Annotated in this window: 17 protein-coding genes and 5 tRNA genes; 12 read left to right on the forward strand and 10 right to left on the reverse strand. The window is 59.4% G+C overall.

All coding sequences use genetic code 11. The annotated features are described in order from the left end of the window. Positions 1 to 66: 66 nt before the first annotated feature. The 5 genes from QS713_RS06495 to QS713_RS06515 all read right to left on the reverse strand — a co-directional run bounded on the left by QS713_RS06495 (position 67) and on the right by QS713_RS06515 (position 541). A tRNA-Val gene (locus QS713_RS06495) sits at positions 67 to 138 on the reverse strand. Position 139: 1 nt separating this feature from the next. After that, positions 140 to 210: transfer RNA gene (locus QS713_RS06500), tRNA-Cys, on the reverse strand. Positions 211 to 239: 29 nt separating this feature from the next. Next, positions 240 to 312, reverse strand: a tRNA-Gly gene (locus tag QS713_RS06505). Positions 313 to 395: 83 nt separating this feature from the next. Continuing rightward, positions 396 to 467 (reverse strand) — tRNA-Val (locus QS713_RS06510). 1 nt (position 468) lies between these two features. Further along, positions 469 to 541: transfer RNA gene (locus QS713_RS06515), tRNA-Gly, on the reverse strand. A gap of 111 nt (positions 542 to 652) precedes the next feature. Between QS713_RS06515 and QS713_RS06520 the strand changes: the two genes are divergently transcribed. Together QS713_RS06520 and QS713_RS06525 are read left to right on the forward strand one after the other, a co-directional pair. Further along, positions 653 to 1564, forward strand: a complete 912-nt coding sequence (locus tag QS713_RS06520; RefSeq protein ID WP_313273526.1) for a sensor histidine kinase — start codon at positions 653 to 655, stop codon at positions 1562 to 1564. Continuing rightward, complete coding sequence (locus tag QS713_RS06525) at positions 1552 to 2247, forward strand: response regulator transcription factor (RefSeq protein WP_313273529.1); 696 nt, start codon at positions 1552 to 1554, stop codon at positions 2245 to 2247. Before QS713_RS06520 ends, QS713_RS06525 begins: the two co-directional genes overlap by 13 nt. Before the next feature lie 392 nt (positions 2248 to 2639). On the opposite strand, the gene QS713_RS06530 is transcribed toward QS713_RS06525, so the two are convergent. The 3 genes from QS713_RS06530 to QS713_RS06540 all read right to left on the reverse strand — a co-directional run bounded on the left by QS713_RS06530 (position 2640) and on the right by QS713_RS06540 (position 4681). After that, a complete protein-coding gene (locus tag QS713_RS06530; protein ID WP_313273530.1) occupies positions 2640 to 3131 on the reverse strand; it encodes a hypothetical protein in 492 nt (163 codons plus the stop codon). Positions 3132 to 3501: 370 nt separating this feature from the next. After that, positions 3502 to 4221, reverse strand: coding sequence for a hypothetical protein (locus QS713_RS06535; RefSeq protein WP_313273533.1), 720 nt, complete (start codon positions 4219 to 4221; stop codon positions 3502 to 3504). A gap of 277 nt (positions 4222 to 4498) precedes the next feature. Continuing rightward, positions 4499 to 4681, reverse strand: a complete 183-nt coding sequence (locus tag QS713_RS06540) for a hypothetical protein (RefSeq protein WP_313273536.1) — start codon at positions 4679 to 4681, stop codon at positions 4499 to 4501. A 267-nt stretch (positions 4682 to 4948) separates the two neighbouring features. On the opposite strand from QS713_RS06540, the gene QS713_RS06545 reads away from it, so the two are divergent. The 7 genes from QS713_RS06545 to treZ all read left to right on the forward strand — a co-directional run bounded on the left by QS713_RS06545 (position 4949) and on the right by treZ (position 16521). Then, entirely contained in the window at positions 4949 to 6334 is a 1386-nt protein-coding gene (locus QS713_RS06545; protein ID WP_313273537.1) for an MFS transporter, read from the forward strand. Between the two features lie 180 nt (positions 6335 to 6514). Further along, positions 6515 to 7459 (forward strand): extracellular solute-binding protein, encoded by a 945-nt coding sequence (locus QS713_RS06550; protein ID WP_313273804.1) that lies wholly within the window; start codon positions 6515 to 6517, stop codon positions 7457 to 7459. A 36-nt stretch (positions 7460 to 7495) separates the two neighbouring features. Then, positions 7496 to 9067, forward strand: a complete 1572-nt coding sequence (locus QS713_RS06555; protein WP_313273539.1) for an ABC transporter permease subunit — start codon at positions 7496 to 7498, stop codon at positions 9065 to 9067. Beyond that, on the forward strand, positions 9064 to 10167 hold the full coding sequence (locus QS713_RS06560) for an ABC transporter ATP-binding protein (protein WP_313273541.1): 1104 nt from the start codon (positions 9064 to 9066) through the stop codon (positions 10165 to 10167). The genes QS713_RS06555 and QS713_RS06560 overlap by 4 nt, the downstream gene beginning before the upstream one ends. An 18-nt stretch (positions 10168 to 10185) precedes the next feature. Further along, positions 10186 to 12306 (forward strand): glycogen debranching protein GlgX, encoded by a 2121-nt coding sequence (gene glgX, locus QS713_RS06565; protein WP_313273544.1) that lies wholly within the window; start codon positions 10186 to 10188, stop codon positions 12304 to 12306. Continuing rightward, positions 12303 to 14798, forward strand: a complete 2496-nt coding sequence (gene treY, locus QS713_RS06570; protein WP_313273547.1) for a malto-oligosyltrehalose synthase — start codon at positions 12303 to 12305, stop codon at positions 14796 to 14798. Before glgX ends, treY begins: the two co-directional genes overlap by 4 nt. After that, the gene (treZ, locus tag QS713_RS06575) at positions 14788 to 16521 is read left to right on the forward strand and encodes a malto-oligosyltrehalose trehalohydrolase (RefSeq protein WP_313273549.1); all 1734 of its coding nucleotides are present in this window, start codon (positions 14788 to 14790) and stop codon (positions 16519 to 16521) included. The genes treY and treZ overlap by 11 nt, the downstream gene beginning before the upstream one ends. Before the next feature lie 111 nt (positions 16522 to 16632). On the opposite strand, the gene QS713_RS06580 is transcribed toward treZ, so the two are convergent. After that, positions 16633 to 17871 carry a carboxylate--amine ligase gene (locus tag QS713_RS06580; protein ID WP_313273551.1) on the reverse strand — a complete coding sequence of 413 codons (1239 nt, stop codon included), beginning with the start codon at positions 17869 to 17871 and terminating at the stop codon, positions 16633 to 16635. 176 nt (positions 17872 to 18047) lie between these two features. Between QS713_RS06580 and QS713_RS06585 the strand changes: the two genes are divergently transcribed. Next, positions 18048 to 18680, forward strand: a complete 633-nt coding sequence (locus tag QS713_RS06585; RefSeq protein ID WP_313273554.1) for a DUF3000 family protein — start codon at positions 18048 to 18050, stop codon at positions 18678 to 18680. Further along, positions 18673 to 19881, forward strand: a complete 1209-nt coding sequence (locus tag QS713_RS06590; protein WP_313273557.1) for a ribonuclease D — start codon at positions 18673 to 18675, stop codon at positions 19879 to 19881. The genes QS713_RS06585 and QS713_RS06590 overlap by 8 nt, the downstream gene beginning before the upstream one ends. On the opposite strand, the gene dxs is transcribed toward QS713_RS06590, so the two are convergent. After that, a complete protein-coding gene (gene dxs, locus QS713_RS06595) occupies positions 19868 to 21757 on the reverse strand; it encodes a 1-deoxy-D-xylulose-5-phosphate synthase (protein ID WP_313273560.1) in 1890 nt (629 codons plus the stop codon). The two genes, QS713_RS06590 and dxs, sit on opposite strands and share 14 nt — an antisense overlap. 111 nt (positions 21758 to 21868) lie before the next feature. Between dxs and QS713_RS06600 the strand changes: the two genes are divergently transcribed. Further along, positions 21869 to 23833, forward strand: coding sequence for an alpha/beta hydrolase family protein (locus QS713_RS06600; protein WP_313273562.1), 1965 nt, complete (start codon positions 21869 to 21871; stop codon positions 23831 to 23833). Positions 23834 to 23842: the final 9 nt, after the last annotated feature.

Below are 23842 nucleotides of genomic sequence, written 5' to 3' on the forward strand. Positions count from 1 at the left end.
CGCGAAAGTAACTGTAACACATGCACGTTATGCATTTTTCAGAACCTATCGTAACAACAGATTCGGTGGGCGATACTGGTTTCGAACCAGTGACCTCTTCCGTGTGAAGGAAGCGCGCTACCCCTGCGCCAATCGCCCGAGGTGGGTACCGGATTCGAACCGGTGTATACGGCTTTGCAGGCCGCTGCCTCGCCTCTCGGCCAACCCACCCGAGGTTATGTCACCCCGGAGGTGACCGGAGCGGATGACGGGACTCGAACCCGCGACCCTCACCTTGGCAAGGTGATGCTCTACCAACTGATCCACATCCGCGTTTGCGTTACTGTAACCGCGAAAGTAACTGTAACACATGCACGTTATGCATTTTTCAGAACCTATCGTAACAACAGATTCGGTGGGCGATACTGGGATCGAACCAGTGACCTCTTCCGTGTCAGGGAAGCGCGCTCCCGCTGCGCCAATCGCCCGAGCGGATGACGGGACTCGAACCCGCGACCCTCACCTTGGCAAGGTGATGCTCTACCAACTGAGCCACATCCGCAAATAAAACGCGCCGCTTAGCAGCGCGTAGAAAACTTTACTTGAGAAAAATCCATTTGGCAAAACTGGGCAGCTACACTCGAGGTTGGCGCCAATATAAAAGGAAGTGACGATGGTAACTAATGTCCTGCTGGTGGTCACCGGTTTTATACTCGGGGCCGCGTGCACGCTCGGGGTAAACCGCCTACTTTCCTCGATAATAGCGAGCCCGACGCTGCCTCCAAACCGCCGACGCATACGTATCCTCCACCACAGCAAGCACGTCCCCGCACAGTTAGATAATTCACAGATCCTAACCCACGAGATCCGCACCCCGCTCGCACTCATCCAAGGATCATTAGAGCTAATCGCCAGTAACTCATCTAACTTCTCCGAAAAACAACGGCAGTTGTGGCACACCATTGACGACAACGTGTCGCGCATCAGCGCCATGGCGGAAGACTTCCTAACGAACCAGCGCCTCCAATCAAAGAACTTCCAAATCCAAACCCAGCCACTGGATTTGCGCCAACTCGTGCGGGCAAGCGCAAACGAACTGCGGTTAATCACGGACACCCCCATTGAAGTGACGGACCCCGGGCAGGCACTCAGAATCCGCGCCGACAAAGCACTTTTGCGGCAACTGGTTTTGAACCTTCTTAACAACGCGGTCCGCCACAGTGGGGGCGCCCCCGTAACAGTGCGCACCTACCAGTCGCCAACGCATGCGATCATTGAAGTCGCAGACCAGGGGGCGGGCATGACCCCGCATGAACGCGAACGAATCGTCGCCCCGTTTGTACGCGCAGCCCCAATTACAGACGCTAGCGCTACCAGCACCACTAGCTCCTTCACGTCTTCCCCACAGGGGACCGCGCGCTACATCACTCGCGCCGGCTACGGTTTAGGTATGAGCATTGTCCAGTTGATCGTTGAACGCCACGGCGGGCAGCTGCGCATAGACACACTCACCGGCCGCGGGACCCTCATGCAGATACTACTCCCCCGCAACCCCATGAATAGGAGGCGCTGGTGGAACCGCTAGCACTCGTGGTGGACGATGAAATTCAAATCCGGCAAATCGTCACGTTCGCCCTCTCCACCGAAGGCATCGCCAGCCTCGAAGCAACAGACGGGCACAATGCGTGGCTTGAGTTTTGCAGGCACGCATTCAACCTCGTGATCCTAGACCTCATGCTGCCGGACATTTCAGGGATCACCCTGTGCAAACGCATGCGGGCACAAGCCCCCGTGCCAATCCTCATGCTGACTGCCCTGGGAGAATCAACAGACCGGATCATCGGTCTCGAAGCCGGAGCGGACGACTACCTGGTCAAACCCTTCTCCCCACGCGAACTAGCGCTACGCGCCCGCAATCTACTGGCCCGAAACCAAGACCCCGCGGGCGCGGCACATGAGCTCACTATGGGAAATCTCCGGATAGACACCGGGTCGAACACTTGGGTGGGCAGCACCCGCCTGGCTTTAAGTGAAACTGAAACTCGCCTCCTCGCAGCCCTCATGCGCCGTGGTGGCGAACTGGTGAGCGTGCGCGAACTCATCAACGAAGTGTGGAACACCACCGTGCACTACGGGGGTCGGAACATGGTCAAAACCACGGTTTACCGCCTGCGCAAAAAGCTCACCGACGCAGCCTTGGATGCGCACATCGTGGCCGTGCGTAACCGCGGGTACGCCCTCGTTGCCGGCACAGAACCGCGCCGGTAACCACCGCCCGCTCGCAGACCGTATCAGGTTGGATACAGGGGCTTGCAGGGCGCGAGCGACGCTAATGACGTGAAACTGGCGCGCGACTTGGGGGAAACACGGGACCGCGTACGCGGGTTGGCGGTCTACGTGGACGGTTCGACTCCTCCATGGGCGAGAGACAGCCCTCCGGGTGGAACGCGATCGCCCGAATGTTGTGCGACTGCTGGTGCTGCTGCGGTTTCACGGGCGCAAGTTTCGCCGCCGCTCGGTGCGGAACAAGCGGGAACCGAAGCTTGCGAGGCGAGTGTGAGCGGTGCATCCGTGACATGCGCTCATTCTGACACGTTGTGCTTGAACTGGCGTTCAGTCAGTGGGCCGCCGAGGCGGAGCATGCCTCCTGCGCGCAGGCTTCAGATCACGTACCAGTCGTAGGTTCGTGGTCCCGTCCGCTTGGCCTTCACCGGCACCGGCGGTTCAGCACGTCTGCTGACTATCTGCCCGATTGGGACATCGAGTCCTGGGATGAACGGCCCACCCGCTCCGAACGCCTTTTGGATCTTGCCGTGGAAGTTGGCCATCCACTCCTCCGGCGGTGTGAACACCACTGTCCTGCCTCCGTCGCGGACAGCAATCGCAATACTCGCCTTCATTCGCGTCCCTACTTCGTCCATGAACGGCGAGTTCTCCATCCGCAGATGAGCGGCGACGATTTCACCGTCCAGGTCGAAGTCGCGCGTCGAGCCTGTGGGTTTGGTTCCCGTGCGCAGCCTGATGACGCTGCGCATCAACAGCGCAATGACCACAATGAAGATGAGAGCGCTGATCCACAGGATCGGAAACTCGCCCAGCAGCCACAGAAACCCTGGAGCTTCGGCAGCTGACAGCTGTACCGTGTTGTCCATCTCTCATCCTTCCTTCACACCGCTGCAACGATAGAAACAGCTGCGGTGCCAATCAAGAGTGTTGGGCCGAACGGAAGCGACGTCTTCAGTCCCTGGCACTAGACTGCCATATAGCCCACGAGCTGATGATGACCGCGCAGGCACCGGCAGCCACAGAAGGAGCGGAGCACCCAGTATGGCCAAAGTGCGTCGCACCGGCCCGCAGTCTATTGAGTACAGCTGCACGACCGCAGCTGTCATCGCCGCAATCAGCGAACAGATCAGGAACACTTCGCCCGTTCCAGTCGAAAGCACCAAACCCAAGACGAAATTCAAGAGAAGGTACACAGCCGCCGATGCTGTCCACGTTCGCAAGATGTCCGTGAGAGCCTCAGTGCTGCACTTCGATGCTATCGGTGATCGTCTTCACAAGATCGTCGGTGAGGAACGAGGTGAACCCTGTGATCTCGACGACCGCCACAGAATTGCGCGCAGGATCCCGGAACGCAATCCACCGGCCCCTCATCGACTCACCATTGTCCGCTTCGTAGTTAAAGTCGGTGATGATGGCCTTGTCTGAGCCCTTGATTTTGGCATTGTTGTCGTTCCCAACAACCTTGAATTTATCTCCGTAGACGCCTTCGACGTCCCCGGTTGTCACTAGCTCAGCAATCGCAATATCAGGCTGGCTGTGGCTGTTGTAGGCGTGTGTCAGCTTGATCCGCCCCTTGGGAGAAGACGCGCTTGAATCATAGACGCCCTGCCATTTCTTTCCAGCGGCGCTCCGCGGCCCCTTGGTCCAGCCTTCAGGAACAGTGATCACATTGCCTGAGAATTTCAATGGCTCCCCTGAAGAAGTTTTGGGGAATGATGCGTAGTCAGCTTTCACATTAGATTCTTCGCTGTTGCTGCTGCCGGGTGCGCCCTCGGTTGAACTGCTCGAACTGTCCTGAGTGGGTGCTTCGGTTTGGCTCGCTTCGGTTTGGCTCGCTTCGGTCTGCGATGTCTGGGGCTGCTCACTGCTTCCGCACGCCGACGTGAACACGACTGCGCCTGCTATTACGGTTGCCGCGAAAATTGACCTGGTCCTTTTCATGGTGTTATTTTCCATGGTGTAAATCTATCTCATTTCCCTAAGTACGTCTTTACATGGTGTAGTTCTATCTCATTTCCCTAAGTACGTGTGAGATGGCCAGCCGTCGTAGCCGTACTCAACGAACTCACGGTGTCCACCGGATTGTGATGCACGTTCACGACGAAATCGTCATCGACGAACCCACAGATTCAGGTTTCACCGTCGCCGACGGTCCACACTCCCAGCATGGGCGCAAGGCCTGCCGCTGGATGCAGACGGGTACGAACGTGACTACTACTGCAAGGACTAATACCTACTTGTCGCTGAGCAGGACGCCCGGATTGGTTGTCATGAACTCTCGCAGATACGCGGCGATCTGCTGGTCCGCTGCTGAGGGTGCTGGGTCGTTGTCGAGGTCGCTCAGGTATTTCACGAACGCGAATAGGTGCATGGTTTTCGCCATCGCCCACACCGTGGCCTTATCAATCTCACTCATACATCCATGCTCACTCGCGTGCCTTGATTTGTCTGCAGGGTATACACCGCATCCCTTGTCACGGCGAACCAATCAAGCGGCTAAATCGTAGTTGGCGCGCGTTTGTATCCGTTGTGGCATGAAAGTTTCCCTCAAGCTATATTCAGGGCGCCACACGTTCGGTAACAGGGCTGTTACCAACTGTTACCGCCACAGCGGACCTGGGCGGCGCGCGTATACCAGAGTGTGAATGTAAACCATTAACATTATTCGCACAAAGGAGTTCGCATGGCGTCCGGATCTGCCCTCAGCTGGCTTGCAGCGCCGAAACCCGCCCCGCGGAAACCAGAAGAAGAAGTTAACCGGCTCTACCCCCGGTTACGATTCCAAGTATTCATGGGAATCTTCTTCGGGTACGCGGGTTTCTACTTGATTCGCAACAACATTTCAGCGATCGCACCGCTGCTCATGAACGATACTGGGATCGACAAAATCGGTATCGGAATAATCGCAAACGCCGTGCTCTTCGCCTACGGGTTGTCAAAATTCTTCTCCGCAATGGTTTCGGACCGCGCGAACGCCCGCTACTTCCTCCCCATTGGCCTCGCACTTTCTGCGGTAATGAACCTGCTGGTTGCGTTCGTACCGTGGATCACCGCGACCGTTGGCTTGTTCGCCACCGCCATGTTCCTCAACGGCTGGTTCCAAGGCATGGGGTGGCCCCCGTGCGGCCGCGTGCTCGTCCACTGGTTCTCCACAAACGAACGCGGGTGGAAAACCTCCATTTGGAACACGGCGCACAACGTGGGTGCGGGCGCACTTCCGTTCATCATTGGTGTCGGCCTGTCCTGGACTTCCAACAACTGGCGCGCCGCATTCTGGCTCCCCGCCGTGGTCGCGCTCGTAGTGGCCCTATTCGCATTCCTCGTTATCCGCGACACCCCTGAATCAGTGGGTCTTCCCACCATTGAGGAATACCGCAACGACCCAGCAAAAGTGGAGATCAAAGACCCGCAGAAACTGTCGGCAAAAGAAATGATCTTCAAGCACGTGCTCACCAACCCCACGATCGTTATGCTCGCGGTTGCAAACGTGTTCGTCTATGCACTACGCTATGGGGTTCTCAACTGGATTTCCGTATACCTGGCGGAGCAGCACCACGCCGAAATCGGTTCCGGGCTCGCTGGTTTCGCCGCGTTCGAACTAGCCGGCATTCTCGGCACCCTCGTGTGCGGGTGGATGTCCGACAAAGTCTTCAAAGGCTACCGCAGTGGCGCGGGCATATTCTTCACGGTCGCAACCGCGTTGGCGATTCTCGCGTACTGGCTTTCCCCCGTTGGCACTCCAATGTGGATTCTCATTACGTTCGTGGGTCTGATTGGCGGCCTCATTTACGGCCCAGTCATGCTCATTGGGCTGCAGGCAATCGACTTGTCCCCACGCAACGTTGCGGGCACCGCCGCGGGCTTCACCGGCCTGTTCGGCTACCTGTTGGGCGCCACTTTGGCCTCCACCGGCGTGGGGATTATCGTTCACAACTTCGGGTGGAACGTGACGTTCATTATTTTCATCGCGTTCTCGATTTTGACCGTCCTATTGTTCGCTATCGTGGGTCGTTCTGAAAAGAAACTCATGGCCCGGCAACAAGCGGTTAAAGCCGCCCAGGAGCGCTAGAGCTTATTTTCACTTGAGGCCTGCCTTCACCCACCGGGTGCGGCGGGCCTCAAGTAATTCACGCTCCCTAAATCAAACCCTAAACTGTATAGTATGCGCACTTATTCCATCACTGTGCTTGCGGGCCCCAAACCGTTTCACTGGAAACGGTTGCTCGGGCTGCTGTGCGCGATCAGCCTAATGTTGGTCACGTGCTCACTGGCGGCGTGCAGTCTCCCTTCTTTGAATGTGCTTTGTTCTAATGAGGAGGGAGTGTGCGAAGCGTGGGTGCGCGCATTCGAACGGGAAACTGGGGTGCAAACCCGGTTTGTGCGTCTACCGACAGCGCAAGCGCTTGCACGAGTGCGCGTGGGAGGTGCGCGCGAGTTCGACATTTGGGTTGGAGGCCCGGCAGAGAACTACGAAGTGGCGGCCCACGAAAATCTCCTCGCCCGCGTGGACAGCACCGAACGTATCCCCGCGCGATTCAAAACCCCGCACTGGGTCGGAATCTACGCGTCTATGCTCACCGTGTGTTACAACCCGCAGGTGCTAGCGCGCAACCACCTGCCCACCCCCAAATCGTGGGTGGATTTGGAGGACCCGAAGTTCGCCGGATGGATCTCGGCCCCTTCCCCACTGGCGTCCGGCACGGGGTATCGCGCGCTGCTGGCTATCAGTGCTTCGTTTGAGGGCCGGGCAAAGCCGCACCTGAACCGCATTTACGACAACGTCGGGCGGTGGACGAACTCCGGTACCTCCCCCGCATCCGTAGCCGCACTGGGAGAAGCTGCGGTTGCCATTTCGTTTTCCCCGTACTGCCGGGAGGCAAGCACGTCGAAGCGGCCACTTCTTCAACGCGTTCCCATCGAAGGAACCACGTTCGAGGTTGGGGGCGGGGCCGTTCTGGAGGGAGCGCGTAATGACCCGCATGCCCGCGCGTTTTTGCGCTGGCTCACGTCCGAGCAAGGGCAGCGCATCGTCATTTCTGCTGGGCAAACACCGGTGCGAGAAGGTTACCCAGCTTCTTTAAGCACAGTTTTACAAACTGCGCACTACCGGGTTTACGATATTTCCCCAAACCGGGCTAGCCGCGAGCGCGACGGGTGGCTCAGCTGGTTCGAGTTGGAACGATTGGGTGGGTGATCCGAGGTGGTGTCATTCGTTAGTAGTTGTGTCCGAGTGGGCCGGGCAACGGTGCGTGTGGGCGCGGTGGGGGTTGTGGCTGCCACGCTGGTTTTTGTTTACGTGGTTCCGTTTGGCGCTTTGCTGTTCACTGCTTTAGCGCCGGGGCGGGAGGGCCTGCGGTTTCCTACCGGGTTGGTGTTTAGGTCCGCGGTCACTTCGCTTGGGGTTTGTTTTGCGATTGCAGTTTGTGCGGCAGTGTTGGGTGCGGGCGCTGCCCTGGGGAGCCGGTGGGTTTCGAACCGAATGCGTACTTGCTTGGACGCGCTGATCCTTTTGCCGGTTTTGTTTCCGCCGTTTATTCACGCCGCGTTGATCCGCGCGGCTATTGGACCTGCGGGCGCGTGGGTGCGCACGTCACCCAGTAACGCGTTGCTGCGGGGCCTGCCTTTATTTATTGTTGCCTCCCTGTTTGCGTACGTGCCGCTGGCTTACTTTTTTGCTCGGTTGGCTTTGGGGTCGGTGGATGAGCGGGTGGTGGATGCTGCCCGTATGCTTGGGGTTCGCGGGTTCCGCTTGGCGCGGCTCGCCTATGGGCGGCAACTGTTTTTGGGTTGCCTCCCTGCTATGTTGCTCACGCTCGTGTTCACGATTTCGGATCCGCTCACCCCTTCGGTTGTGGGGGCAGATGTGAACCACGTGGGGATGCTACTGTGGTTGCAAATTTCGGGGTTTGGTTCGCAGCGCACTGCGGCCCTGCTCGCGTTAGTGCTCGGGTTTGCGTGTCTGCTGGTGCTTTTGGTGGCTGCGGGGCTGGTGCGTCATTTGGAACCGGAGTTCACCCGGTGGTTGCGCCGGTTACGGTGGTCTTTGAATGCGGTGCCGTCTAGACCGGTGGGTACTCCCAAAGGTGTTCGGGCGGTGCCGACCGTCGGCGTTGCTCTGGTGGGTTTGGTCGAAATAAGTTTGATACTCGCTTTGGCCCAGCACGGCGGCGGCCACCGGGTGAGTGAGATCATCACTACTGTGCTACTGGCGTTAGTAGCTTTGCTGGTGGCCGCACTGGTAGCGTGGATTGGGCTGCTGGCACAGCAGCGGTTTAGAACCGTTGTGGATGTCCTGTTCGCTAGTTTGCTCATGGTTCCGGGCGCTACGATCGGCACCTCGCTCGCGTTTGCTTACGGCCCGCGTTCCCCACTGGCTTTTCCCACCTCCCAGGTGGGCGCAACCTTGGTTATCTTGGCGGCATTTGCGTCCCTATCCATCCCAGTCGTGTACGCCCTCGTGAGGCTCACAGTAGCGACCATTGACCCGCGGGTAATAACGACTGCGCGGGTGCTGGGGGCTTCAAAGTGGCGGGCAATCGCCGCGTGCGTGCTCCCGCGCATTCGGTTCTTTACTGTGGGTGGTACTGCAATCGTCGTTGCCCTGTCCACGGTGATGGTTGCGCCGCTCATCTGGGTTACCTCCCCGCAAGTACCCGTGTTAATTCCGCGTTTGTACGCAATGGTGGATCACTCGGCTTACGCGCAAGCGGGGACTTCGCTGGCGACCGTACTGCTCGCGGTGGGAACCGTGGTGATGCTCACGTGGGGAGTTACCAGAATAGGAGCTGCAAAGAAACAATGAGCCTGTTGTACCTGGAGAACGTTCGAGTAAACCGCCGTGGCCGCAGCTTGCTGCACCTGTCTTTGCGCGTGGACCCCGGTGAGTTCGTCGCCGTGCTCGGCCCTGCGGGCGCTGGGAAAAGCACGCTACTGCGCACTATCTGCGGGTTGGAACGCGTGTCTAACGGCCGCATCGTAATCGGAGACCGCGACGTCACTAAACGCGCTCCGGAACAGCGCCAAACCTCCCTGGTGATGGATGATGCGGGGCTGTTTCCGCACATGACAGTCGAGCAGAATGTCGCGTTCGCCGTGTCCACCGAACGCGCCGATTCCACGCCCCGCGAGCAAGTGGCGGTGGCGCTCACCAGCATGGAAATCGACCATTTGGCGCACCGGTATCCGCGGCACCTATCCACGGGGGAACGGCAAAAAGTAGCGCTCGCCCGGGCCCTCGTGCGCAGGCCCCTGGTGATGGCGTTCGACGAGCCCCTCGCCCACGTGGACACCATGGCCGCCCGCTCTCTGCGCTACCAAATCGCCCGCGTCCATACCCGCATGAATTGCGCCACCCTGTACGTCACCCACGATATTCGGGAGGCCATGAGCTTAGCCACACGCATCATTTACCTCGAAGCTGGCGAACTCTTGCAAGATGATTACCCGGAGGACATTCACGATTACCCCGCAACCGCGAATATTGCTCGCCATATGGGAGCACGCACGTTCCTCAAGATGCAAGCCACTATCAAAACGGACTCGTGGGGACAATGCAGTGCGCGTGGAACGCTTCTGGGGCAAAGCATCACGATCCCCACGGCCGCGGCTCCAACCGGTACGCATCCCGTGCTGGTGTGCGGATACGAGAACGCAGTAAGGATCCACCGCACGAACGCGAGCGCACGCCACGGTCTGCACGGGAACGTGGGGCAAGTGCTGAAAAATACTTATCGAGGCAACCACTTCCTCACGAGCATAGAAACCGAAGCGGGCGTCGTCTACGCTGCGACCGGTCGGGACGAGGGGGTGCTGCCCGGTGACCTGGTGGAAGTGGAACTGCAGGAAGCTCACCTGTGGGGCCTACCCGAAACGCAAGCTGATAATCAGGTAAAACCCAAATAAATCTGGCAGTGTAGAAATATGCAGATATGGCCTGGAGAACCTTACCCACTCGGAGCTACCTTCGACGGATCCGGTACGAACTTCGCTTTATTCTCGTCTGTTGCAGAAAAAGTTGAACTGTGCCTGCTGGATGAAAACCGCGTTGAGCAACGCATTGCCCTCACCGAAGTAGATGCCGACGTGTGGCACACCTACATCCCGGGAATCCAACCCGGCCAACGCTACGGGTACCGCGTGTACGGGCCGTACGACCCGCAAAATGGGCACCGCTGTGACCCGTCGAAACTGTTACTCGACCCGTACGCAAAAGCGATCGACGGCGAAGTTAAACCCGCCGAGTCCCTGTATTCGTACCACTTCGACAACCCGGATGAACGAAACGACGCAGATTCCGCGCCCGACACGATGCTGTCCGTGGTTATCAACCCGTTTTTCGACTGGGGGCGCGACCGCGCGCCCGCCCACGAATACCACAACACCGTTATTTACGAAACGCACGTGAAAGGCATGACGATTAACCATCCGGATGTGCCTGAGGAACTGCGTGGCACCTATGCTGGGATGGCCCACCCCGCGGTGGTTGAACACTTGAAGAAACTGGGGATCACCGCGGTGGAGTTGATGCCGTGCCACCAGTTTGTGAATGACTCGCACCTGCAAGAAAAAGGGTTGGCGAACTACTGGGGGTACAACACGATTGGGTTCTTTGCACCCCACAACGCGTACGCGGCGTACGGCAACGACGGGCAGCAAGTGCAGGAGTTCAAACAAATGGTTAAGACCCTGCACGACGCGGACATAGAGGTGATCTTGGACGTGGTGTACAACCACACCGCGGAAGGTAACCACATGGGCCCTACCCTGTCGATGCGCGGCATTGATAACAGCGCGTACTACCGGCTTGTGGACGACGACAAGGCGCACTATTTTGACACGACTGGCACTGGGAATTCCTTGCTGATGAGCTCACCGGCGGTTTTGCAGTTAATTATGGATTCGCTGCGCTACTGGGTGAGTCAAATGCACGTGGATGGGTTCCGTTTCGACTTGGCGTCCACTTTGGCCCGGCAGTTCCATGAGGTCGATCGCCTGTCCGCGTTTTTCGAGTTGATCCATCAGGATCCGATTATTTCCCAGGTGAAGCTCATTGCGGAACCGTGGGATATTGGTGAGGGTGGCTACCAGGTGGGGGGCTTTCCGCCGCTGTGGACCGAGTGGAACGGGGAGTACCGCGATACGGTCCGCGATTTTTGGCGCGGCGAGTTCTCTTCCCTGCCTAGGTTCGCTTCCCGCATCGCGGGGTCTGCGGACCTTTACGCCCACTCTGGACGCACCCCGATAGCGTCGATTAACTTCGTCACCGCTCACGACGGGTTCACGATGCGGGACCTGGTTTCTTACAACGAGAAGCACAATGAAGCCAACGGGGAAGATAACCGCGATGGGAACGACAATAACCGGTCTTGGAACTGCGGGGCAGAAGGGCCAACGGATGACGAGCAGATTCGGGCACTGCGGTTGCGTCAGCACCGAAACTTCCTAACTACCCTCATGGTGTCCCAAGGGGTGCCAATGATTTCGCATGGAGACGAAATGGGCCGCACCCAACAGGGCAATAACAACACGTATTGTCAGGATAATGAGCTGGCTTGGGTAGATTGGAATTTGTCTGAGGAACAGGAACAACTCCTGGAGTTCGCAGACCGCGTGGTGCAGTTGCGCGCCCACCACCCTGTTTTTAGAAGACGCCGTTTCTTCGCTGGTGCTCCCCGTCGCGGTGGGGAATCTGACCTGGGGGAAATCGAATGGTTCACCCCGGGGGCGCAGCACATGACGGATGAGGAATGGGAGCAAGCGTGGGCGCGTTCAACCATGATTTTCCTCAACGGTTTAGGCATCCACGAGCCAGACGAGCAGGGGCGGAGCATTGTGGACGACGATTTCCTCCTGCTCATTAACGCCGCCCCTGAAGAGATTGAGTTCAAGCTCCCAGACCAGACGTATGGGCACGAGTGGCACACGTGTATAAACACCGCAAACGACGCTGACGAGGCGACCTACGGGGCTGATGGGTCGGTGCATGTGACCGCCCGGTCGATGATTGTGCTGCGCAGCTGCCGCGAAGGAGACAAGAAGTGAGTACTAAACACCCGCATTTACCCCGCGCTGAGCGGCGCACCCCGGTGACGACCTACCGGCTGCAGTTGACGCCCGAGTTCGATTTCGCCGCCGCCACTAAGACCTTAGATTATCTGGCGGACCTGGGGATAACGGACGTGTACGTCTCCCCCATTTTGCAAGCCGCCCCAGGTTCCACTCACGGCTACGACGTGGTGGACCACACGCACGTTTCTACTCCGTTGGGTGGGCGGGAAGGGTTCGAGGCGTTCGCGAACCGCGTGCACGAACTCGGCATGTACCTGGTGGTCGACGTGGTGCCCAACCACATGGCAGTGCCCACCCCGGTTTGGCATAACAAACCCATGTGGTCGGTGCTTAAACACGGGCCTGATTCCGCGTTCAAACACTGGTTTGACGTAGAGTTAGACTCCCCCATCCTCATGCCGATCTTAGGTAAGCGCATCGGCCAGGTGCTGTCGGATCAAGAACTGGAACTCACCCAAATGGTGATTCCCAGTGAGCCGCAGTACGGCCCCCAGTGGGTACTCAAGTACTACGACCACGTGTTCCCCGTTGCGAAAGGCACGGAGTCGCTGCCCCTCGCCGTCCTTGTGGAACGCCAGCACTACCGGTTGGCGCACTGGAAAGTCAGTTCCGAAGAGCTGAATTACCGGCGTTTCTTTGACGTGGGTACCCTCGCGGGGCTGCGCGTGGAACGCGAAGAAGTGTTCAACGCCACGCACGCACTGCTGATCGACCTGTTCAACCGCGGGTTCATAGACGCGTTCCGCGTGGACCACCCGGATGGGCTCGCGGACCCTCGGGAATATTTCAACCGCCTGTGGGACGCGACCGGGGGCGCGTGGGTCGTTGCGGAAAAAATCTTGGAGGGCGACGAGACGCTACCGGCTGATTGGGCGGTAGCCGGCACCACCGGTTACGACACGGCGTGGCGGATTCACGCTTTGAACGTGGAACCGCGTGGCCTCATGCCGATGGGGGCGGTGATGAGTGAGATCGCCGGTGATTCCCCATCCGATTTGAAAGCCATGACGGCGGCCGCGAAATCCCAGATCGTCGACACGTCACTGTCGGCAGAAATCCGCCGCCTCGGCTCGGTCATTTGGGGGATCTGTCAAGAAGACGTGCGGTTGCGTGACCACACGTTCCGCGGGCTCGTGGACTGCCTGCGGCAACTGGTGATTGACATGGACCGCTACCGCGCGTACGTGGTGCCCGGTCAGAATCCCCCGCAGATTTCCCGTGAGGTCGTGGAGCATACCGCGGCGGTGGCGCGCAAGAAACTCGACGACGACCTCAGTGACACGATGGACGTGATTGTCGCGCTCGTGCTCGGGGACGAAGTGGGATCCGCAGGATTGATCCCCACGGATCCGCGACGCAAAGAGGTGATTATCCGGTTCCAACAAGTGTGCGGAGCCGTGCAGGCCAAGGGCGTGGAAGACACCACGTTCTACCGGTGGACACACCTGCTGAGCCTAAACGAAGTGGGGGGCGCACCAGACGTATTCGGCTTGGACCTAGACCACTTCCACGCGTTCTGCCAGCACCTGGCCTCGAACTGGCCAGCGACCATGACGTGCGGCTCCACGCACGACACGAAACGCAGCGAAGACGTACGGGCACGCATCAGTGTCCTGTCGCAAAAAGCAGACGAGTGGGTGGCGGTGCTGACCCAGCTGCGGCACGTGTCCGCACACTTCCGCCCCGCCCGCGTGGATGGGCGCGCGGAGAACCTCATGTGGCAAACCATCGTCGGCACCTGGGCGGACACCGACCGGATCACCCCGCAGAGACTGCGCCAGTACCTCATCAAAGCAATTCGAGAGCAAAAAGAGTGGACCGACTGGACAAACGCGCATGAGGAGCGGGAGCAGGAGTTCCTGGACTTTGCCACGCAAATCATTGAAAACGAGCAGACCGTGACCCTGTTGGATGAATGGCTCGAATCGACGCGCGACGTGGTGAACAACCTGATTCTAGTCAACAAGGCGGTGCAGCTAATGGCACCTGGCGTGGCGGATATTTATCAGGGCAGTGAAATCACGAGTACGTCCCTGGTGGACCCCGACAACCGGCGGCCAGTAGATTTTGAGGCCCTGCGCGCGCTCGATACGCACGCAGACACGATAGATGCGCGCAAGTTAGCGCTGACCACGCAGCTGGTGCGGCTGCGGGCGCGTCTGCAGGAAGTATTCGCGTCAGACCGGGCGGGTTACGAGCCCCTCCCCGCATCGTCGGGTCACTGCATCGCGTTCGCCCGGTGTTTGGATGACGAGCCCGCAGTGCTGCTGCTAGCGCAGCGGCTAGAGGTTTCCCTCACGCGGCTGGGGGGCTGGCAGGACGCCACCGTGTTGCTACCACCGGGCCGGTGGGAGCCGCTCGGGGGTGGTTCTGTGCTCGAAGGTGGGCAGACGCTGATCCGCGATGTGCTCGGTGGGGAACCAGTTGCCGTACTAGTTCGAGAGGATCTTACCGATGAGCAATAAGTTAGAACGCAGCCGCGTCCCCGTCTACTGCCCGAAAGCGAAGACGGTGGAGTTAGTGCTGGATGGGTACCGCTACGACATGTATGCGGACAAGCACGGCTGGTGGTTCTCTGAGCGGGCAGGGCCTGCGGGCGCGCGCTACGCCTACAGTGTGGACGGGGCGGATCCGGTTGCGGATCCGCGGGCATTGCGCCGGCCCGATGGGGTTCATGGGCCCGCCCAGCAGTGGGATCCGGGGCAGCGGCCAGAGCCGGCTGGATTCACCCTGTTGGGAAAGGTGTTTTACGAACTACACGTGGGGACGTTTACCCCTGAGGGCACGTTTGACGCGGCGATTGAGAAACTGCCTGCCCTAGCCAAACTGGGCGTGCAGGTGGTGGAACTGATGCCGGTCGCCCCCTTCCCCGGGGAGTTCGGGTGGGGTTACGACGGGGTGTCACTGATGGCGGTGCACGAGCCCTACGGAGGCCCGGATGGCATGCGCCGCTTCATTGAGGCCGCCCACGAACTCGGCTTGGCAGTGTGTTTGGATTTGGTTTTAAACCACTTCGGCAACGTCGGTAACTACATTGCGCAACTTGCGGACTACTATTCGCAAAAGCATGAGACCCCGTGGGGGCCCGCTTTTGACTTAGATGGCCGCAATCGCACTCACGTGCGGGAGTTTTTGCTGGATACCGCAGTTTATTGGCTTGAGGAAATGGGCGTGGACGGCTTGCGTCTTGACGCGGTACACGCCCTCGTTGACGATTCGGATAAGCACTTCCTCGCGGAGCTTTCCGACCGGGTAAAACAGTTGGAGCAGCAGCTGGGTGCCCCGCTCACGCTAATTGCCGAATCGGACCTCAACGACGTGAAAATGGTGACCCCAACCGACAGGGGTGGTTTAGGAATGGACGGGCAGTGGGACGACGACCTGCACCACAGCCTACACAGTTTGTTCACTGGGGAGTCGCAGGGGTACTACTCTGACTTTGCGCAGCGTGAAGCGGTTAAACGCGCGTTTGAGAACGTGTTTTTCCACGCGGGAACGTACTCGTCTTTCCGCGGGCAAGTGTGGGGCCATCCCGTTGACGATTCCGTGGACCGCACCCGATTTGTGGCATTTAGTCAGAACCACGATCAGGTGGGGAACCGGGCGTTGGGCGACCGGCCCTCACGAGTCCTGTCGGATGCCCAGTTAGCCGCCCAGGCGGCACTGGTGATATTAAGCTCGTACACCCCGATGCTGTTCCAAGGCGAGGAATGGGGTTCGAAGGGGCCGTTCCTGTTCTTTTCTGACCAAGAAGATGACGAGCAGATGAAGCAGGCGATGCGGCAGGGGCGGCAAAAAGAGTTCTCTGCTCACGGCTGGGCGCAGCTGTATGGGAAGGACGTGCAGGTGCCGGACCCGACGAGTCGGCAAACATTCCTGGATTCCAAACTGGATTGGCCCGCACCCACCGATGAGCGGGCTAACCGCATGCTCGAATGGTACCGGCAGCTGATTGCCCTGCGCTCCACCGAGGTTGTAGTGGGCCTGCCCGTGCAGGTGCAGTGGGACGGTGACGTATTGACCATGAGCCACGATAACGGCCTGTGCGTGAGCGTTAACTTTGGGCAAACCGAGCAGCCGACCCCAAGTGATGCAGTTGAGGTTCTGGCGCAGTGGGACGGCGCGTTCACCCCCGGGAGCGCCATCGTTTACCGCTCGGAATCCTTCGCCGGCCACCCCGGTGAGTAAACCAGCCCCACCTATCGCGGGCCACGCAGCACCACTGGTTACGCGCAAGGCTAGGACACTTACCTTCGTGGGCCACGCGGGTTCCGCCGCTTAACGGCCGAGGCCTAGCAGCTAAAGTTCGGCCGGCGGGTAGTCGTGGAACACTTTCTGCAGGTGCAGGTCACGTGCCAATAAGAAAGCGTCGCGCGCAAGCAGTTTCTCGCGCGGATTACGCAGTGGGTTAAACACTTTCCGCTGCTGACGAAGCTGCTTGAACCGCGCCCGCAGCTGCGGGTTGTGCAGATGCTTTTGCGCAATCGACAGGGGGACCAGCGAGTAGATCAGCTCCCGCTGCGCCACTTTCCTGCCGCCGCGACGCCCGTGAATCACGTCGTCCACGAACACACCCATCGCGTTCACGCCCCCACCTTGGACGTAACCACTGTTGCGACCAATCCGCGGGTTGAGTTCCAAAAAATACGGCGTGCCGGTGCGCGGATCAACTTTTACGTCAAAGTTCGCGAACCCCTCGTAATCAATCTGCTGGAAGAACCGTTCCGCAGCTTCAAACAGGTCGTACTGCGGGGAGGTGACCATGGTTACGGGGTTACCAACCAGAGACGGCCGGTGGTCTTGCAACGCCACCTGCGCGTGCGCCAGCATGGTCACCGCTCCACCGCGCGAAATATACGCGGTGATCGAATGCAGCTGCGCGTCGTCCCCTGGAATGTATTCTTCCAACACGAACTCACCGGGGTACCCCGCGTCCGCCAACTGTTTCATCAGGTCCGCAAGTTCCGCCGGGGTCTGCAGGTAGTACACCTTCTTCTTATCGGGTACCTCAATGGCGGAAAACTCGGCGGAAACCGCGGGTTTAGCAACAATCGGGAACGTCAACTGGGTGGCCGAAAAAGCGGCTGGTTCCACCGCCTCAAAAGCAATCGTGGCGATCCCCGCGCGCTCACACACGCGTTTAAAACGCGCCTTATTCGACACTTCTTCCAATACTTCCCGGGAGGGAATCGCGAGCTCACAGGTTTTTGGTAGCTCGGAGCGAATCCCAATCAGGTTCTCCACCTGCTCGTCACCGTTAGTGATCACCGCTAGTTTCGCGGGCGCGTACCGGACACTCAGATTCGTCAGCGTTTCAACTACGCAGCTCGGATCCAAGCCGTTCTCAATCGGCTCCAGTTCAATGAACCGGCTGAGTTTAACCAACTGCGATGGTGCCGACGAAATGCAGATAACCCGCTCGCACCCCAGGTCGTTGAACTGGCGGGCCATGGCATAGGCTTCCACTCCCCCACCCAAAATGACGGGCACGAACCCGCGGGTTCCTAACTTTTCCTGGCTTTGAGTACCTTGTTCCATATGTGACTTCAACTTTGCTGTTGCTTATCGGCAATACTGTTCGCAGGCACGCGGGGTGTCTGCAGCTTTTTCGCGAGCTGGGCCCGCCATCCACAATGGACTACTTTAGCAGTCTAAGTCCGGTTGCATCCGCGCGCCGTAGCGGCCCAGCCAGGTTTTGCCCCTAGCCTAGATACGTGGATAAGAGCGCGCGGAACACAGGCGAGGTGCCACCGGATTTTCTTTCGGCACTGCTGTCTATCCGTGACGCCGTTTGCCCACCGCAGATTCAGTTGGAGGAAGTGCCCGCCCCCCGGGGGATCGCCCCGTTTTGCGCGGCCCTGCACGCGTCTGTCCCTCAGGAAGTATCTGAAGTTCCCCTTGCTAGCGGCAGTTTTGTTGTTTTACACGATCCGGATACGCAGCCAGGGTGGGGTGGGAAGACCCGGCTGGTGGTCCACGCGCGTTCCCAGTTCGACGTGGATTTAGCGCAAGATCCTTTATTGTCTGAGGTTCTGTGGAGCTGGACGCATGAAGCGTTAGACGTGTGCGGAGCCAACGTGCGGCGTATGAACGGCACGGTCACCCGCGAGCTTGCGGACGCGTTCGGGGGGTTGCAGTTACGCAGTTCGCGAGCGCACGTGGATTTGCGGGGCTCGTGGACACCCGCGGCGATCGACTTAGCCCCGCACGTGAACGCGTGGCTCACCTTACTGGGACACATGTCTGCCACCACTGATCCGGCTGACCCCACGGATTTCACGACCGCCGCGCAACCTCCTCAAACAATAAATACGTTGAATATACCGAGGCCCGTCCCGCATGTCTGATACCCCCAAGCTGATCATCCACCCGCGCGAAGGCACCCCGGATATAACCGACACCCCCCAGCAGCTGCAGCAGGCCACCGAACGGCTCGCGCGTTCACACATGCCGGTGGCCGTCGATGTGGAACGCGCCAGTGGCTACCGGTATTTCGAAACCGCGTACCTGGTGCAGATCCGGCGCGAAGATGTCGGCACGTTTTTGATAGACAGCCACGCGCTGGCGGACCTGTCCAGTATGAACGCTGCGCTAGGTAACGCCGTGTGGGTACTGCACGCGGCCGACCAAGATTTGGAGAGCCTGCGGATGGCGAAACTGCACGTACCCGCGGTGTTTGACACGGAAGTGGCAGCGCAGCTACTGGGGTATGAACAAATCGGGTTAGCGGCCGTGTGTGAACGCGCGCTAGGGGTAACGCTCGACAAGGACCACCAGCGGTCAGACTGGTCGCGGCGCCCTCTACCGCACGCGTGGTTGCGGTACGCGGCACTGGATGTGGAACTGCTCACCGAACTGCAAAACCACTTGGGGAAGGCCCTGTACGAGCGGGGGCGTTGGGAATGGGCGGAACAGGAGTTCGACTACATTTTGAACCAGCCCCCTAAACCGAGTGACCCGAACCGGTGGCGAACCTTTAAAGGCGCCGGAAAAGTGGAGGGGCGGCGCCACCTAGCGGTTCTACGTGAACTTTGGAATACGCGCGAAAACGTGGCGCGCGAGCACGATATCGCCCCCACCCGGCTGATTTCTAATGCGACCCTGGTGCGGCTCGCGCTGAAGCCGCCGCGCAACAAGCGGGCATTGCTTTCGATACAGGCTATGCGCCGTCCCCGCACCCGCAAGTACACGGCGCAGTGGATGTCAGCACTCATGAAGGCCCGTTCCCTGTCGGATACGGACCTTCCCCCACGCAGGTTGAAGCACCCGCACGGCTTCGTTCCTAAAGCCGGGTCTTGGCGCGGTTCCCGCCCCGAAGCGTTCGCGCGTTTGCAGCGCGTGCGGGCAATCGTGAATACGCATGCGAAGCAGTTGCAGGTGGATCCCATTCGCCTACTGGAGCCGCGCGTGCAACGGGCTTTAGCGTGGGACGAAGTAGCATATCCAGAACCCGAGTTCGAGCAGTACATGCTGCGGCTGCAGGCCCGCCCGTGGCAAGTGGAGCAAGTGGGAGCGCAGATTCACGCAGCTATCGTTAACGCTGTTTGAGGCCCTGTAGGTGCCCCAGGATTTGCTCACGCAGTGCGTCTGGGCTCAAACCTAGGTGCTCCATGATTGCTGGACGTTTCGCGTGCTGCAGGAACTCTTTTGGTAGACCGCGGGCCAGCACCGGGGTGTAGTAGCCCCTGCGCGCCAGGGCGGCGCGCACGGCACTGCCGTAGCCGTTATCTTCCACCCCATCTTCAAGCGTGACAATCAGATCACTCGATTCCGCTAGGGCGTCCACCAGCTCGTCTTCCACGGGCAGGAGCCAGCGCGGGTCCAAAACCCGCGCGTTCCCCAGTTTCTCACCGGTTTGTACCCCCAGGTTTGCGAACGCTCCCGTGGCGAGTATCGTCACCCGCCCATCTGACGGCAGAAGCACGTCCGCGCCCGCGAACGTGCCGCGCGACTCAACCGGTTCGGGCAGTGCACCCTTCGGGTAGCGCACGACCGTAGGCGCGTCTTTCACCGCAACGGCTTCTTTCAGGGCTCGCTGCAGGGTTTGTTCATCGCGCGGCGCAGCCAGGCGAAGTCCGGGCACTATCGATAGCATGGCTATATCCCACATGCCGTTGTGCGATGGGCCGTCGTCACCGGTAATTCCAGACCGATCCAGCACGAACGTAACGCCCGCCCGGTGTAGTGCGACATCCATGAGCACTTGGTCGAACGCGCGGTTCAAGAACGTGGCGTATACGGCGAACACCGGGTGCAGCCCCGCGTATGCCATGCCCGCGCACATGGTCACTGCGTGCTGTTCAGCGATCCCCACGTCGATCACGCGTTTAGGATATTTGTCGTGCAGTAACTTGAGGCCAACGGGCACCATCATCGCGGCCGTTACCCCAACTATCGAAGCGTCCTGCTCCGCCAGCTTCACAATTTCGCGGGCGAACACTTTCGTCCACCCAAATCTGGAGGGCGCAATTGGCAAGCCGGTTTCCGGATGGATTTTCCCCACGGCATGGAACCTGTCGTTCACATCGTTTATCGCGGGTTCGTACCCGTGGCCTTTATCGGTTATGACGTGCACGAGAATCGGTTCGTTAACTGCTTTCGCCCGGGTGAGTGCGAACTCGACCGCAACCTCGTCGTGGCCATCGACCGGACCAATGTACTTGAGCCCCAAATCTGAAAAAAGCGCTTGCGGCAACAGCACGTCCTTCACACCTGCCTTAATGCCGTGCAACGCTTCAAACGCGGCTTCACCCGGTTTCCCTCCGGCAAGTAAAGCCCGCTTACCCCACGCGAGCGCCTTTTCGTAAGGCTGGGACGTGCGCAGCGCATCCAGGTGATGCGCGAGGCCCCCGATGGTGGGCTGGTAAGAACGCCCGTTATCGTTGACGATTATCACCATGTTGCCTTCGTAATGGTCGGCAACATTGTTCAACGCTTCCCACGGCATTCCCCCGGTGAGGGCCCCGTCGCCAATCACCGCCACCACGTGGTCGTCGCGGTGGGTACGTTCGAATGCCTGCGCAATCCCATCGGCCCACGAAAGAGAGGTGGAGGCGTGCGAGTTTTCGACAATATCGTGTTCCGACTCCTCCCTTGACGGGTAGCCAGAAAGCCCATTTTCTTGCCGCAGAGTAGAGAAATCCTGCCGCCCTGTTAAGAGTTTATGCACGTACGCCTGGTGGCCGGTGTCGAACACGAATGCGTCGCGCCCGGAGTCAAACACTCGGTGCATCGCCAACGTTAGTTCCACGACCCCTAGGTTGGGACCCAGGTGTCCCCCCGTTGCGGACACGGCCTGCACGAGGTATTCGCGAATCTGTTCGGCCAGCTCCTCCACCTGATCTGAAGTGAGTTTCTTGAGGTCAGCTGGTCCCTCAATGGAACGCAACAAAGATTTAGGGCGTGGAAACGGTTTTGTCGACATGCTCCTATCCTAGTGTGTGTGCCCGCTGGCGCGAATCCGAAGGTCCCTACATTTTACGAGTAAAAACGCTAAATTATATGTAGTGCCAGGAATGATATGCAGGAGGACTGAGTGATGACAAAGGTGCGTCCTTACGGTAGCTGGGATTCACCCCTCACGGTGGTGGATCTGACGGAACGGACCGTTAAACTATCCCAACTACGCGTGGAAGACCAATCAACTATTTGGGTCGAAGGACGCCCCGCAGAAGGCCGTAACGTTCTGCTTAAACGCAACCCACTTGGGATGGTAGAAGAAGTCCTGCCCATGATTGAAGGGGAATTCCTCCCCGATGTGCGCACGCGCGTGCACGAGTTCGGAGGCAAAGCGTACGCGATCAATGGCACGCGGATTGTGTTCTCACACGGTAAGGACGACCGCGTGTACCTGTACGACACCGCGCGGTCGCAAGATGGGATTGTGCCGCTAACAGACTTGTCGCAGCACCGCTACGGAGATTTTGAGATCGCTCCCGTGCGCGACATCGTGTACGCGGTTTGTGAAGATCACACGGGAGAAGGGCCGGTGCGTAACTACCTCGTGTCAATCCCACTGGATGGCAGTGGCGCGCGAGATCCGCAGCAGATCCACACGGTTTTTGAAGGCACGGATTTTGTTGCGGACCCCACTTTGTCTCCCGATGGCACGAAGCTCGCGTGGATAACGTGGAACCATCCGAACATGCCGTGGACCACGTCGCAACTACTGGTTGGAGCCTTAGATTTTGACGGACACGTATCTGGCCACATCGCGATCGTAGATGAGCCCGACGTGTGCGTGTACGAACCCCGGTGGACACTCACCGGCGATTTGGTTCACGTGGACGATTCTTCCGGCTGGGCAAACCTGTACCGCACAGAAGGGTTCGAGTGGCACAAAGGCGAAGCATCTGACGCGTGGATGCACCGGCTGCGCACCCGGCACCTGCATCCGTCAGACAAGGTTTTTTCACGCCCCCACTGGGAACTTGGGTTGCACACTTTCGACAACCTTGATGAAGACCACCTGGTGGTTTCCTGGTGCGAAGAAGGCTACTGGCACCTGGGATCCATGCGGCTTGACAACGGCCAGTTGGAACGCTGGGACATCGGCTGGTGGCCAATCGGAAACGTGGCCGCAGCTAGCGGGCGGGTGGCGCTGCTCGCTGACTCCCCCACGCAGCCAGACACGATCATTGAGGTAAATGGCACCGACGTTACGGTACTGCGCAGCTGCATGTACGACGACTTGGATCCGCAAATCGTGTCGAATGCCGAACCCGTGAGCTTCCCCACCCAGGACGGGCAGACGGCGTACGGCTACTACTACCCGCCGCGCAACCGGGACTTTGCCGGCGAGGACGGTGAGAAACCACCACTGCTCGTGTGGGTTCACGCTGGCCCCACGTCTGCGGCACGTCCGGGATTGCGTTTAGACGAGCAGTACTACACCTCCCGCGGGTTTGCGCTGTTAGAGGTGAACTACCGCGGTTCCACGGGGTTGGGGCGCGAATACCGCGGCGCCCTGAATGGGCACTGGGGCGTGATGGACGCGTCCGACGCCGCAGATGGGGCGCGGTTCCTGATTGAACGCGGTGACGTAGATCCGAAGCGGGTGGCGATCCGCGGCAGCGCCACCGGTGGATTCACTGCGATGTGCGCGTTGATTAACACGGATGTGTTCTCCGCCGGGGTGTCCCTGTACGGAATCGCGGATCTGAAACGGATGGCGAAAGAGAACCACAAGTTCGAATCCCACTATCTCCAGCGGCTCGTTGGGTCAGAGGACTTCTCGGACCCCGTGTGGGACGAGCGGTCCCCCGTGAACCACGTCGATGCCATCAAGGTGCCGCTACTGCTAATCCAGGGCGCGGAGGACCCGATCGTGCCCGCCTCACAGGCCGAAGCTATGGCGCAGGCGCATCCGGATGTGGAAGTGCACGTGTATCCGCATGAGGGACACGGGTTCCGGTACGCTGATTCGATGCGCGACGCGGTGCTGAAAGAACTGGACTTCTACCGTCGCACCTGGGGGATCCCACGTCCGCACCAGATTTGAGAACGAGCA

Origin of the sequence: Gleimia hominis (assembly GCF_032085515.1) — a bacterium.
GTDB lineage: Bacteria > Actinomycetota > Actinomycetes > Actinomycetales > Actinomycetaceae > Gleimia > Gleimia hominis.